11 protein-coding genes and 1 tRNA gene are annotated in these 14,652 nt (G+C 30.9%); 4 read left to right on the top strand and 8 right to left on the bottom strand.

What is annotated here, in order from left to right; genetic code table 11:
* Positions 1 to 264: 264 nt before the first annotated feature.
* Positions 265 to 453, top strand: coding sequence for a hypothetical protein (locus H510_RS0106715; RefSeq protein ID WP_026903620.1), 189 nt, complete (start codon positions 265 to 267; stop codon positions 451 to 453).
* Between the two features lie 132 nt (positions 454 to 585).
* On the opposite strand, the gene H510_RS0106710 is transcribed toward H510_RS0106715, so the two are convergent.
* A tRNA-His gene (locus tag H510_RS0106710) sits at positions 586 to 659 on the bottom strand.
* Positions 660 to 804: 145 nt separating this feature from the next.
* On the opposite strand from H510_RS0106710, the gene rnhA reads away from it, so the two are divergent.
* Positions 805 to 1,278 carry a ribonuclease HI gene (gene rnhA, locus H510_RS0106700; protein ID WP_026903619.1) on the top strand — a complete coding sequence of 158 codons (474 nt, stop codon included), beginning with the start codon at positions 805 to 807 and terminating at the stop codon, positions 1,276 to 1,278.
* Positions 1,279 to 1,300: 22 nt separating this feature from the next.
* Here the strand turns inward: rnhA and fbp are convergent, their stop codons facing one another.
* From fbp to purL, 4 genes are all read right to left on the bottom strand, one after another.
* On the bottom strand, positions 1,301 to 2,320 hold the full coding sequence (fbp, locus tag H510_RS0106695) for a class 1 fructose-bisphosphatase (RefSeq protein ID WP_026903618.1): 1,020 nt from the start codon (positions 2,318 to 2,320) through the stop codon (positions 1,301 to 1,303).
* A gap of 24 nt (positions 2,321 to 2,344) precedes the next feature.
* On the bottom strand, positions 2,345 to 2,839 hold the full coding sequence (locus tag H510_RS0106690; protein WP_026903617.1) for a metallophosphoesterase family protein: 495 nt from the start codon (positions 2,837 to 2,839) through the stop codon (positions 2,345 to 2,347).
* An 8-nt stretch (positions 2,840 to 2,847) separates the two neighbouring features.
* Entirely contained in the window at positions 2,848 to 3,561 is a 714-nt protein-coding gene (locus H510_RS0106685) for a tRNA1(Val) (adenine(37)-N6)-methyltransferase (RefSeq protein ID WP_026903616.1), read from the bottom strand.
* 108 nt (positions 3,562 to 3,669) lie between these two features.
* Positions 3,670 to 5,892 (bottom strand): phosphoribosylformylglycinamidine synthase subunit PurL, encoded by a 2,223-nt coding sequence (gene purL, locus H510_RS0106680; protein WP_026903615.1) that lies wholly within the window; start codon positions 5,890 to 5,892, stop codon positions 3,670 to 3,672.
* Positions 5,893 to 5,980: 88 nt separating this feature from the next.
* Between purL and porU2 the strand changes: the two genes are divergently transcribed.
* Positions 5,981 to 10,864, top strand: coding sequence for a putative type IX secretion system sortase PorU2 (gene porU2, locus H510_RS0106675; protein ID WP_081659217.1), 4,884 nt, complete (start codon positions 5,981 to 5,983; stop codon positions 10,862 to 10,864).
* A 3-nt stretch (positions 10,865 to 10,867) separates the two neighbouring features.
* On the top strand, positions 10,868 to 11,560 hold the full coding sequence (locus H510_RS0106670) for a class I SAM-dependent methyltransferase (RefSeq protein WP_026903613.1): 693 nt from the start codon (positions 10,868 to 10,870) through the stop codon (positions 11,558 to 11,560).
* Here the strand turns inward: H510_RS0106670 and H510_RS0106665 are convergent.
* The 3 genes from H510_RS0106665 to H510_RS0106655 form a co-directional block, all read right to left on the bottom strand.
* A complete protein-coding gene (locus tag H510_RS0106665; protein ID WP_026903612.1) occupies positions 11,507 to 12,955 on the bottom strand; it encodes an MATE family efflux transporter in 1,449 nt (482 codons plus the stop codon). The two genes, H510_RS0106670 and H510_RS0106665, sit on opposite strands and share 54 nt — an antisense overlap.
* Positions 12,939 to 13,799, bottom strand: a complete 861-nt coding sequence (locus tag H510_RS0106660) for a hypothetical protein (protein ID WP_155977874.1) — start codon at positions 13,797 to 13,799, stop codon at positions 12,939 to 12,941. The genes H510_RS0106665 and H510_RS0106660 overlap by 17 nt, the downstream gene beginning before the upstream one ends.
* 92 nt (positions 13,800 to 13,891) lie before the next feature.
* Positions 13,892 to 14,647, bottom strand: coding sequence for a class I SAM-dependent methyltransferase (locus tag H510_RS0106655; protein WP_245584799.1), 756 nt, complete (start codon positions 14,645 to 14,647; stop codon positions 13,892 to 13,894).
* Positions 14,648 to 14,652: the final 5 nt, after the last annotated feature.

Genomic DNA, 14,652 nt, shown 5'->3' with positions numbered 1-14,652 from the left:
ATCTGAAACAATAATGCACTATAAGTTTTAGATGAGGATAATGCTGAAAAACTACAAGCTATTCTTAAAAATATAAATACAAAATAAGACCTAATCATTTAGTTAAAGTATTTCTAAAAATTATTTTCGCAATAAAAACCCTGATTTATTAGCACTTAGCGTGATTTTTCTTTTTTTATTAAAAAAATATTTAAAAATCGGGTTACCTTTTTACCTTTGCAGTATTAACGATTAAATTATCAAAAATTAAAAAAAGAAATTAACATGAAAAATTTATTAAAATTCGGATTTTTTGCTTTAGCTATCTCTTTATCAGTAGTTGCTTGTAACTCTAACAAACCAGCTGAAGAAGCAACTGATTCAGTTGTTACTGATTCTGTTGTAGTTGACACTGCTGCTGTTGATACAGTTGCTGCTGATTCAGTTGCTGTTGATACTGCTGCTGCTATGTAAGCAAAAATCTTTTAAAGATTTTAAGAAAAGGCTCTTGCAATTTGTAAGAGCTTTTTTTTTGTTTATATGATTTCTCTTGAGCACTGTAAACAAAAAAAGATTGTCTTTTTTCAAGACAATCTTTTTAAGAAGGGCGGTCGATGGGGCTCGAACCCACGACCCTCGGCACCACAAACCGATGCTCTAACCAACTGAGCTACAACCGCCGTTTAGTGTTGCAAAAGTAGAATCTTTTATGATATATGCCAAATTTTGTTCAAACATTTTTTTAATAATAAAACTAAATTATTGATAGTTAGCCGTATTATTTTATTTGCTTGAGGTATTTAGTCTTTTCTTTATCTTCGTTAAATGATTGAAATTTTTACAGATGGTGCTTCTAGCGGTAACCCCGGACCAGGTGGGTACGGTGTAATTTTACGGTCTGGTCATCATTATAAAGAACTTGCAGAAGGATTTAGGTTAACCACCAATAATAGAATGGAGCTGTTAGCTGCTTGCGTTGGCCTAGAAGCTTTAAAAAGCTTAAATCAACAAGTAACTATTTTTTCTGATTCTAAGTATGTCATAGATGCTGTAGAAAAAAAGTGGGTATTTGGTTGGGTTAAAAAGGGTTTTGAAGGAAAAAAAAATAAAGATTTGTGGTTAAGATTCTTAAACGCATATAAACTGCATCAAGTAAAGTTTGTTTGGGTAAAAGGGCATGCTGGGCATCCAGAAAATGAAAGATGCGACCAACTAGCTGTGTTAGCAGCTAAAGGGAAAGATTTGAAAATAGACACTGTTTTTGAAATAGAAAACAAAAACAATAAGACCATTTTATAACAGTCTTATTGATATTTATATTTTAAGACATCACTAAAGGCGAATATTCACGCATCATTTCTTCAGCCTCTAAAACCATTTTGGTAGAGCCAATAAAAATAGCTGCTCTTTGGTGAATCTCCGTTACTTCCATATCTAAAATTCTTTCGTAACCATTGGTAGCTCGCCCTCCTGCTTGTTCAATAATAAAAGCTAAAGGATTACACTCATAAACCAATCTCAATTTACCATGAGGTGCACTTGCCGTAGAAGGATAAATATAAATTCCTCCTTTAATAAGATTACGATGTAAATCAGCCACCATAGAACCAATATATCTTGATGTGTATGGTCTTAAAGTAGCTTCATCTTCTACTTGGCAATACTTAATGTATTTTTTTACACCCTCAGGAAAATGTACATAATTACCCTCGTTAATACTATAAATAGAACCAGTTTCCGGAATTCTCATTTCTGGATGCGATAAACAAAACTCACCAATTGAAGGATCTAAGGTAAAACCGTTTACTCCTTTACCTGTGGTATAAACCAACATGGTTGATGAACCATAAATGATATAACCTGCTGCAACTTGCTCCGTTCCTTTTTGCAATATATCCTCCAAAACACCAGGGCCTTCGTTACTTTTTCTTCGGTAAATAGAAAACGTAGTACCTACAGCAACATTAACATCTATATTAGATGAACCATCTAAAGGATCTATGGCAACTACATATTTAGCATTTTTAGAAACTTCTTTATTTAATAATACAATCTCTTCATTTTCTTCTGAAGCTACCAAACAACACTCTCCCCCACTGCTTAAAGCAGAAATAAATTGTTCATTAGCATAAACATCTAATTTTTTTTGTGTTTCGCCTTGTACATTTACAATGCCTGATTCGCCTAAAATGTCTGCTAACCCAGCTTTATTAATCTCTCTGTTAACAATTTTGGCTGCAATACCAATGTCTCTTAAAAGACGGGAAAGTTCTCCTTTCGCGTAAGGAAAATCTGCTTGTTTTTCTATAATAAACTGACCTAGTGTTGTAACTCCATTCATAAATACCTTAGTGTATAATTTACATTATCTTACGCCTAATTCGACGACTTCTAAAGTATGAATTTTTTCTTCGGAAATACAAAATCTGATTAAAGTTCTCTGCTTATGCCATCCTATTTTACCCGCAGCACCTGGGTTAATATGCAAGCATTGTATTTTCTTATCAAACATCACTTTTAAAATATGCGAATGACCAGAAATAAATAACTGTGGCGGCTTAGTGTAAATTTCTTTTTTCACAGCTGGGCTATACCTATCTGGATAACCACCTATATGCGTCATCCAGACATTAACTTTTTCGCAAGTAAATTTCAAATGCTCTGGATAAACTGTTCTTACTGCTTGATCATCTATATTTCCGTAAACGCCTCTTAGAGGTTTAAAAGCAGCTAATTCATCAGCCAGAGCTAAAGTACCAAAATCTCCAGCATGCCATATCTCATCACAGGTATCAAAATATTTAAAAACAGCATCGTCTAAATAACTGTGCGTATCTGATAATAAGCCAATTTTAACCATAATAAATACTAAAAAATAGTAAAGAAATTTTTAAGCGCACTTCTATATTGCAAAGAATGCTCGCCTTCTTTTTCATAAATTGTAAAAACCTCTGTTTGCACTTCTAATGAAGGATTTTTTTGAAGCTTTAAAATATGCCTAAAAGCTTCTTTACCCTGAAAAGATTTAACAACTATTTTTCTTTCGAGATGTAAATAGTAATCGTTTGCTAAGTGCTGCAAAAGTAAAGAGATTTCTACAGGTACAATAATTTCTAAACTACCCTTATCATGAAGGTGGGTTGATGCTACTCTTAGTAAATTTATAAAAAAAGTCTCGTCTGTATGCTTAGCTAAATTAGTTTGATGATGAGGAGATTTTAATGCATGAAGAAAGAAAGGCGGATTTGAGATAATTAAATCATATCTATTAGATGGATGCATCTCAAAAAACTCAATAAAACTATGATGATGAGCCGCTAAACGCTCATGAAATAAAGAATTCTGAAAATTAATACTAGCAGTATCAACAGCTCTATAATCTATATCTAATGCATCTATTTTAGCTTGATGATTTCTTTGCGCCAACATTAACGCTATCACGCCGGTCCCTGTTCCAATATCACAAATACTTATAGCATCTTCAACGTCACATAATGCCCCTAATAACACCCCGTCGGTATTAATTTTCATAGGACAATTTTCCTGATTAACTACAAACTCTTTAAAATGAAATACCGACATATAACAAATTTAGCTTTTTAAAAGACCATAAAAGCAACTGATGTAAACAAAAAAATGCTCTTTCAACTTTAACGTTAAAAGAGCATTTATGCTGATAAGAGAATAAATTTATTCTCCTAAGATATTGTGCAATACATTATCATAAGTTGATTTAGCGTCCTGTACAGAACCAAAACTTTCATCATCTACCAATAATGAGCCTCCGGTTACATGACCTAATAAGCTAAATTCTGTTTCAGTAGTTGCCATAAACTCTACAAAAGCTTCCTGCTCTTCTGGTTTAACACTTACCACAATACGTCCTTGAGCTTCACCAAATAAGAAAGCATCTTTTCTAATTTCTGAATCAGAGTTGATATTGAAACCTAATTGATTTGGCATAGAAGCTTCCAACAGGGCAATATATAAACCGCCATCAGCAACATCATGAGCAGATTGAATTAGCTTATTGCTGATTAATTGTTTGATTACTTGGTGAGTTTCATATTCTTTATCCAAATCAAAATACGGAGCAGGGGACGCCGCTATTTTATGATAAGATGCTAAATACTGTGATGATGCAATATCATTCACAGACTCACCCACTAAGTAAATTAAATCTCCCTCTTGTTTGAAGTCTAAAGTCATCATGTTGTTGATGTCATCCATCACACCTAACATACCAATTGTTGGTGTTGGAAAAACAGGTCCTTCATCTGATGATTGATTATAGAAAGAAACGTTTCCTCCGGTTACAGGAGTTTCAAATTTTGTACAAGCCTCACCCATACCTTTGATAGCTCCAACAAATTGCCAGTAAACTTCTGGCACATAAGGATTACCAAAATTAAGACAGTTGGTGATAGCTACAGGCTCACCACCAGCACATGTAATATTTCTTGCCGCCTCTGCTACAGCTATAGCACAGCCTTTTTGAGGGTCTGCGTTTACATATCTAGAGTTACAATCTACTGTTAACACGATAGCTTTATTGGTATCTTTTACAGAAACTACCGCAGCATCGCTTGGTTTATTGGTTACCATATTAGCTGTACCAACCATAGAATCATACTGATTGGTAACCCATCTTTTTGATGCAATATTTGGATGATTGGTTAAATGTTGAGCTACAGCTTTTAAATCTTCCGGCTCTTTAACATCATGGATATTAAACTTCTGGAATTCTTGATAATAAGCAGGCTCTTTATATTCTCGTTGGTAAACTGGAGCACCCCCACCTAGAACTAAATCATCAGCAGGAACGTCAGCAACTAACTCACCATTCATAAAATATTGTAGTCTTTTGGTATCTGTTACTTCACCTATAATGGCGCAGTTTAAATCCCATTTCTCAAAAACAGCCTCAACTAAAGCTTCTTTTCCTTTTTCTACCACAATAAGCATACGCTCTTGAGATTCTGATAATAAAATCTCAAAAGGAAGCATATTTTGTTGACGTGTAGGTACTTTATCTAAATCTATACGCATACCATGCTCGCCTTTTGCAGACATTTCTGAGTTTGAACAGATAATACCTGCTGCACCCATATCTTGCATACCCACTACAGCACCTGTTTTTATCACTTCTAATGAAGCTTCTAATAATAATTTCTCTTGAAAAGGATCTCCCACTTGCACTGCTGGTAAATCATTTACAGAATCTTCAGTAATATCTTTTGAAGCAAAAGCAGCTCCGTTTATACCGTCTTTCCCCGTTGCAGAACCTACAATATAGACCGGATTACCTACTCCGTGTGATGTTGCTGAAACTGTTTCCCCTACTTTTACAATACCAGCAGACATGGCATTCACCAATGGATTAACATGGTAACACTCATCAAAAAACACTTCACCACCTACGGTAGGAATACCAAAGGCATTTCCGTAATCACCAATTCCCTTTACAACGCCTTTAATTAACCATTGTGTTTTGGGATGATTTGGATCTCCAAATCTTAATGAATTTAATTGAGCGATAGGTCTTGCTCCCATCGTAAAAATATCACGGTTAATACCGCCTACCCCTGTTGCTGCACCTTGATAAGGCTCTAAAGCTGAAGGGTGGTTATGAGATTCTATTTTAAAAACACAAGCTATACCATCGCCAAGATCTACCATTCCTGCATTTTCTTCACCTGCTTTGGCTAGCATTCTAGGACCATCTTTAGGTAGCGTTTTTAACCAAGTGATAGAGTTTTTGTAGGAACAGTGCTCGCTCCACATCACAGAGAATATAGATAATTCTGTAAAATTTGGTGTTCTGCCTAAAATTTCTTTTATTTTTTCGAACTCTTCAGGACGTAAACCTAAATCTTTTGCGGTTTCTAAGGTGGTAAGGTTATTATTTTCCAATTTGATACGTATATTTGAATTAGGCCTCAAAGGTATGAATTCAAATCAGTTACTAAAAGAGATTTTAATATCTTCTTTATAAAATTATATGCTAAAACTTAAGTTTATTAGAGTATTTCTATTATTGAGTTGTTTGTTTTTTTGTAACCACTTGTACGCACAACCATTTGGTAATGAGTGGATTGTTCCATCTCAAAAATACGTAAAAATAAAAATATCCGAGGAAGGTTTATATGGGATAGATGTAAACCAAGTTATTCAGGCTGGTTTAGTTACACAAAACATCAATCCAAAAAAATTTCAACTTTTTAATAAGGGAAAAGAAGTTGCCATTTTGGTAACAGGAGATACTGATAATAACTTTGACAGCAATGATAAAATAGTTTTTTACGGCAAAGCTAATGATGCTTCTCTTGATAAAGTTTTATACAATAATCCAGCTGATTTACCTAATGATGAAGTTAGTCTTTTTGAAAATGATAATTACTATTTCTTAACCTATAATGAAAGCAGAGATGGCTTGCGTATAAAAGAATTCGCAGAAACTAATAACGGTCTTACAGAAGAAAGTTTTATCCTATCCAAAAGTAGGGTTAATTTTTCTGATAGCTACTATCCGGGCGAGTTCATTCTTTCAGCCATGAGCCTTTCTGAATATATTGAAGGAGAAGGCTTTATGAGTAATACTTTTGCAAAAGGACAAAGCACCAACTTAAATATAAATGTAGCAGATATTGTGAGTAGTAGCTTTCAACCACAATTATCTTTTTATGTCGCAGGCAGGTCAAATGCGTCTTCTACAAATGCTAGTGGCTTTAATCACCATCTAAGAATTCTTTTAAATAACAACATCGTATTTGACACTTTATTTAGAGGATATAAAACAGTTAGAAAAACACTCCCAATAAATCTTACGACAACAAATAATCAGATAACATTTTCTGCTATTGATGATTTAGGAGCGCTTACAGATTTTCAGGCTATCTCTTATGCCGAAATTACTTATGCCCGCGGAACCAATATTACCAACACTCAAAATTTAAGGTTTTCATTAAACAATAATAAACCCTTGAGTTATTTAAAATTTAGGAACTCGGCCCTTTTAAGTCCTGTTTTATGGGATTTAACAAGCGATTTTATGGTTAAAGGAATAAAAAGTTCAACAAATGCTGATTTTATAATTAACACCACCAATCAGCAAAAAAATTATTTTTTAGCTGATTTGGATAATTTAAAACCAACGAGCCTTGTAAATGTAACTTTTAGAAATTTCTTACCAACTGAAGTAAAGCCTTTTTTAATGGTTTCGAATAAGTTACTTACCGCAGGAGCTAACAATTATAAAGCTTATAACGATACCAGAAATATTGAAACCACTATTGCTTATACAGATGACTTATATAATGAGTTTTATTATGGTTTTCATCATCCATTAGCATTAAAAAACTTTTGCGCTTGGGCATTAGCCAGAGGGAATACCAAACCCGAATATCTATTGTTACTAGGAAAAGGAATGGAAATTTCTAAAGGCAATTTTAGTAATGATTTGGTACCAACAATGGGCTATCCTGCATCAGACAACATGCTTACTTCTGGCTTAAACGGCAGTAATCTTGAACCCGGTTTAGCTACCGGAAGAGTACCTGCTAAAACTAATGAAGAGGTTGAAAATTATTTAGGCAAATTGAAAATTTATAACAATCTTCCTGATTCTATTTGGAGAAAAAAACTTGTTCATATATCTGGCGGGAGAAGCTCATCAGAGAATTTGAGTTTCATCAATTACCAAAACATATTATACGAAAAAGCAAAAAAGGATTTTTTTGGAGCAAGTATTGTAAATATTCGTAAAAATGTAACAGAACCTGTGACAGAAAATTTAACAGATAGGATAGTTAAAGAAACCCGAGATGGGGCTGCATTAATTTCTTTCTTAGGTCATGGTAGTACTACTACTACTGAGATTTTATTAGGAGATATTGCTAATTTAAACAATAAAAACAAGCCAACATTTTACTTAGTTAATGGCTGTAGTACAGGAAATGTTTTTACCTCGGCTAATTCTCTAGGTGAGCAATTCGTATTACAAAAAGATTTTGGGGCAGTTGCTTGGATAGGCACTACTAGTGAAGGAGTAGCTTCTTATTTAAATGGTATATCTAGCAACTTTTACAATAATTGGTTTAAAAACATGTATGGGGAGTCTGCAGGAAAAAGCATAATAGAAGGTTTAAAAAATTACCAGCTAACCACTGATAAATTGAACATAGCTCATGTTAGGCAATTTATTTATCTGGGAGATCCATCATTAAAATTCTATTCTCCAGATAAAGTTGATTATGCTATCAATAATTCTTCGGTTTATTTAACGAATCCAAGTCAAAATGCAAATAGTCAAATTATAGATTATAATGTAATAATTAAGAATTCAGGAAAAGCTATTATTGACAGTATTCCAATTCAAGTAAGCAGAACATTGCCAGATAGAAGCATTTTAAATTATCCCATTTACAAAATCCCACCTATTTATAACCTTGACACTATTAAATTAAAATTAGACAATACAGGACTACAATCTGCAGGAAATAATAAACTTTCCATCTTAATAGACCCTAACAACAAATTAGATGAATCAAGTAAAATTAATAATCAATCTATAGTAGATTTCTTTTTAGCAGGAAATGGGTTAAATCTGATATATCCATATAATAATGGAATTGTAGATACAGATACACTTACTTTAAAAGCCCAACCAGACAATTTATTCACAAAAACAACTAGCTATATCTTTGAAATAGATACAGTAGAAAACTTTTCTAGTAATTTTAAAATCTCTTCAGGAGAGATTCAGGCCGGAATATTCCCATCTTGGAAACCTAACATAAAACTCGAAAATAATAAAGTTTATTATTGGCGAGCAAAAATAAATAGTGGTCCTAGTGAACAATGGAGAAATGCTAGCTTTACTTACGTTAATAAAGAAGAAGGATTTATGCAATCACATAAAGGCCAGCTTAGTCAAATAGCTTTAATTAACATTATAAGAGAAAATAATGGATCTTTAAATTTTGTGCCTGATATTTTTTCTACATCTATACAAACCCGAGGAGATGACGCATCTATGGCTGATGAGAGAAGATTTAGATATCAAGGTTTAGGTTTAGGATATAATAACCCGGAATCACCGGGAATTACTATTGTCAGTTATAACCCTATAATTTATGGAAACAGATTTAGCTATCCAAGCCCGTTTAACTTCATTAATGATTCTGGACCTATAATCGGTTATACAGGCCAATATTATTGGGATACCAATAACGTCATCCAAACAGATTCACTTTTAAGATACTTACAACAAATTCCTACAGGTTATCATGTAATAGGGTATAATGGTTTTAATGCTGCATTTAATGAATTACCCAACTCCGTTAAACAAGAATTAACAAACCTAGGTTTAAATAAGTTTAATCAAATTAATAGAGGTGAACCTTACATGTTCTGGGGGAGAAAAGGCGCTTCTCCGGGAAGTGCAATTGAGGTTACAGCAGATTATTCAGCAACAATACCTCCAAGATCGCAATTAATTAGAAACTTTGTTGATTTAAACTATAGATTTGATAACGGCTCTATAACAACTGAAAAGATAGGGCCTTCTAAAAAATGGATAAAAGCTGATATTAGTTTTTTAGAGAGACCACAAGATGAAATTAAATATACTATTATTGGCATTAATAGTACTAATAATAGTGAAGATATAATATTTAATAATCTTACAAACAACTCAATCGACTTATCATCCATTAATCCACTAACTTATCCATATATTAAAATTAAAGCCTTTATAAAAAATTCTCAATTAAGAACAGTTCCAAAGATTAATTTTTTTAAATTCAACTACGAGCCTTTGGCAGAAATCAGCTTTAATCCAGAAATAAAAAACATATTTTATAAAGAAAACATACAAGAAGGAGATTCTATACAATGGGATATAGGCATAACTAATTTATCTAAATATAATTCTGGCAACTTAAATCTTTCATATACCATAAGAAAAAGTGATAATACATTAGTAACAAAAACACTAACACCTATAGCAGGTTTAGAGGCTTATAAAGCTACATCAATCAAAATAAAAGAAGGAACTCTAAATTTCAAGGGCCTTAATAATATCCGATTGAATATTAAACAAGAACAAACTGGCGATTTATTGGAATTTAATAATTCTATTGGGCTAAATTATAATATACAAGAAGATATAAAAGACCCAATTATTAATGTTGTTTTTGACGGTAAAACTATTGTTAATGGAGAGATTATTTCTCCAGAACCAACAATTAATATTACCCTACGTGATGAGAATAAATTCCTTATGATAAATGATAGTTCTTATTTAAATATATTCATAAGAAAAGATGAAGAAACTAATTTTCAAAGAGTTAATTATTCTTCAGGACAAATCAATTTAATACCTACAAGTAATGAAGAAGAGAATAAACTAACCCTTGAATATAAACCAACTCGCCTAAGAGATGGAAAATATACAATGAAGGTAAATAGTAAAGATGCTTCCAACAACTCCAACCCTAATGATTATGAAATATCATTCGAGGTTATTAATGAATCAAGTATATCAAATTTCTATCCTTATCCAAATCCTGTAACTACAGCTATGAAGTTCGTGTTTACTTTAACAGGAGAAAAAGTACCAGACAAAATGAAAATCCAAATTTTAACAATTTCAGGAAAAGTAATCAGAGAGATTAAAAAAGAAGAGTTGGGTACAATAAAAATTGGTAATAATATTTCTGATTTTACTTGGGATGGTACAGATATGTTTGGTGACCGACTTGCTAATGGAGTGTACTTCTATAAAGTAATAATTGAAGATAATGATGGCGATTTAAAACACCGAAATACAAAAGGGGATAAGTTTTTCAAAAATAAAATTGGCAAAATTTATCTTTTAAAATAACTTATGATAAAAAAAATCATCCTCAAAGTAATTGAGTTTTTAGGTTACAAAATCATTAGACTACAACCTATAATAAACGATGCAGTTGAATATAACTCTAAAGATAGTGCCAATAAATTTTATCAATCATCAAATAGTGTTATAAATTATTACAGTAAACAAAGAATTAAATCATATGAAGAAATATTATCCTTTCTTGATAATTTAGAAATAACAAAGGACAATAAAATTTTAGACGCTGGCTGTGGACCAGGACGTTTCACCAATTTTATTTATGAAAAAACTAAAGCTAAAAAAATTGTAGGCTCTGATTTCTCACCTATTGCTATATCAATAGCAAAAAAAAATTATCCTCATATTGTATTTGTAGAAGCTAATCTAGAAGATGATTCTACAGAAAAGTATGATTTAATTTTTTGCCTATCCGTTTTAGAGCATTTAGAATATCCAGAAAAAACGCTAAATCAACTTTTAAAACAATTAAAAACCAATGGAAAGTTAATAATTACTATACCTAATGGTAGAATAGATAGTTTTGAAGGTCATATTAATTTCTGGAGTAAAGAAAGTTGGAATATATTCTTATTAAAAAATGCTAAAAATTTAAATTGGGAAATTCATAATTTACAAAATAAGCAAGACTTACTGACTATTTTGACCTTTAAGAATACGAAACTCAACGAAAGCAATAATTAAAAGCCAAATAATTAATGGTATCATCCAGAAGATATTGGTAAAAATGTTTTCAAAAACATACTTTACTATAATTGCAGAAATAGATAAAGTTACCATCCTCTTTATCAAAAAAGCAAAAGGTAATATATCTTTAAATTTCACTTTTAATATTTTACTACTTTTGAGATTAACAAAAAACATATAACCATAATTTGTTATTACTGATGCTATAATTAAACCTAATAAATCAAAAAAGTAATATAATGAGATTGATAAAATTACCTGAAATACTAACTCAATAATCTGATAAAATAATATGTAAGACGTGTTATTAGTTGCTAAAAAAATATCGTGATGACTACAAAATCTTAAAAGACTAATCGTAGAAAAAATAGCAAAAAGTCCCCCATATTCTTTATAAGTAGCTCCAAATATTAAGACCATGTAATCATTACTCCAAACTATAAAACTTACAACAACTGGTAGGATTATTTTAGCCACTTTAAATATATAATCAAATCTTTCTGATAAAACTTGTTCAAAATCGCCTTTATCAAATGCTTTAATCATATAAGGTAGTGAGATTGTAAAGAATGATAAATAAATGGTAGATATAATGGGTGCTTCAAAAGAAATATTACTTAAAATTGCTAATTTATCTTTTGTTATACTTGAAAAACTAACTATAATTTTATCTGTGTTGAGTACTAAAAAACCAATAATAGCACTAAATGTAATTGGGTATGCATAAATAATTTGTTTTTTCAGTAATGAAAAATCAGAACCTAAAATAAAAATCCCAAAATATCTTTCCTTCAACAAATAAATAGAATAAAAAACTGACAGCCATTGTGTTACTGCCAAAATCAATAAAAAGTTAATAATACTAAATTCATATTTAGTAAAATATGAAAGCAAAATCAGCTTTAGCGTAATAACAACTATATTGGCAAGAAAAAATTGTTTTTCTCTCTTATGATAGTAATTTAGATTTAAATCTATAGAACTTAAAATAAGTGGAACTAAATAAATTGCTAAAAGTATTAACTCGTATAAAGTTAAAGAAGTTGAAAAATTAAAAAGGTATACAGCCGTTATAGAAAAAACAAACAATGAGAATATGAAAGTTAAAAATCTTAAAGTTCCTGTAATCCTTAAGACTTCTAATATGTTATCAGTTTTATTTAAAAAATAATAAAGTGTCTGTGAAAATCCTGCCGAGCAAAAAAGAAAGATAAAACTAGCATAGAGCATAATTTCTCTAATTTGTCCATAGATATTTATATTAAGCTCGTTAGATAAAACGACAACCGTAAGAAAATTTAATGAAGTTAAAGCTAGATTTCCAAAAATCAATGCCGTAGATTTCTCTGGAAAAAAATCATAAAACTTTATAGCTTTAAACACTAAAGACATAATTTAAAGAGTTTTTTGAAATATTTTTAAACCATAAAAGAATTTTTTTTGCCCTTGAAATACTAATAGTCACTATAAAATAACTCTTCAACTGTGGATTAAACCTACTTTTAAAATCAGCTATACTTTTTGTATTTGCTCCTAAATAATCTATAGATTCAAATTTATTATCACTTAACCAATTATTAATTTGAACATGTAAAAAGGCATTAGTTAAAGAAACATATTCAGTTTTAGGAACATGACTCAATAAAAATCCTGCATTTTTCCAACGTTTATCCAATAAAACAATTCCACTACCTTGATAACCTTTAGATTTAATACCTATTCTAAAAGTAGTTATCAAATTAACCATTTCTAATTCAATAAGCCACCTTCTTAATGAGATTAAATTAGAGTTTTTAAAGCCAATAGAACTCAATTGTTTTACATGGCCCTCCCATAACTCATCATTTAAACCAGATTTAATAAATTCAAAATCATATTCATTATTAGCTTTTCTATAATTTTTTAAAACATTCCTTTTATAGTTTTCAGCAGATATATTTTTTAGATATGTATAGCGTAATTCAACATCAAACCCGTTCCAAATAAATGCTCTCAAATCTTGAATATCAGGTGGTACACTGATTTTAATACATTTATAGATCTTCTTTAATTCTGAAATACTTTTAATAAAATCATCTCTTAAACTCAACTTTTCTAAGCTTCCATTCAGCCAAATACCAGAATATAGTGGATAAAAATTAGGGAGAATAATTTTATTATTTTTCTCAAACAATGCAAAAGCAACTTGAGGTAAATCATTTCTAAAAAACACAAAATAAACAGCATCAGCTTCCATCACCTTTGCTGTTATTTCCATATATTGTATATTGGTGTAAATAGAACCAGATATAATCTTATCAAATTCTAATGCAGTTATCTTTTCTAACATTACCCAATCCTCTCAATCTCAAAAATCAGTTCTCTTTCCTTATTACCTAAACTATACCTTTTTTTATCATCATCGCTAAATGATTGTGCATAATCTATTTCTCGAACAATACCATTTGTTCGCTTTAATCGGTTAATAAAGTCTCTTCCATGCAACCTTAATAAATCTTTCTCTCCGTAAAATTTCAATCTATTACTATCAGTAATAATATTTTTGTCTTCATATGTATCAAGTCTATTCAAATCAATAACCGTTAAAATAAATGCCTTACCTCCAATTTTTAACACTCTATATATTTCGTCAATTGCTTTAGTTTCATCAGACACATGACCTAAAACACATGAGCAAATGACATAATCAAAAGTCATATCTTTAAAACTCAAATTTTGAATATCTTCAACCCTATCAGCTAAATCCTTTTCAATATCAACAGAAATATACTTTTTAGATGATTCTTTAAGTCTCCTTGATAGCATATATTCTGGAGCGAAGTGAAGTATTGCTCTATCTTCAAAATAAATATCTGTTTCATTTTTCAAATAAAACTGAAGTAACCTTGTTCTTTCTAATGATTCACATTTCGGACATTTGGCATTAGCTCTTTTTATATTACCAAAGGGAAGAAATTCACGAAATGAACGATTACAACAAATACAATAAAATTTACTTCCTAGATAGTAAAAGCCACGAAAGTTATTTAAAATACGCCTTATAACTAAGCGGTACTTTTTTTTTACAAAGTACCTAAGAATCATTTTTA

The organism is Pedobacter glucosidilyticus DSM 23534 (assembly GCF_000425145.1).
GTDB lineage: Bacteria > Bacteroidota > Bacteroidia > Sphingobacteriales > Sphingobacteriaceae > Pseudopedobacter > Pseudopedobacter glucosidilyticus.
Note: the sequence above shows the minus strand (reverse complement) of the source record. Positions and strands in the feature narration are given on the sequence as shown.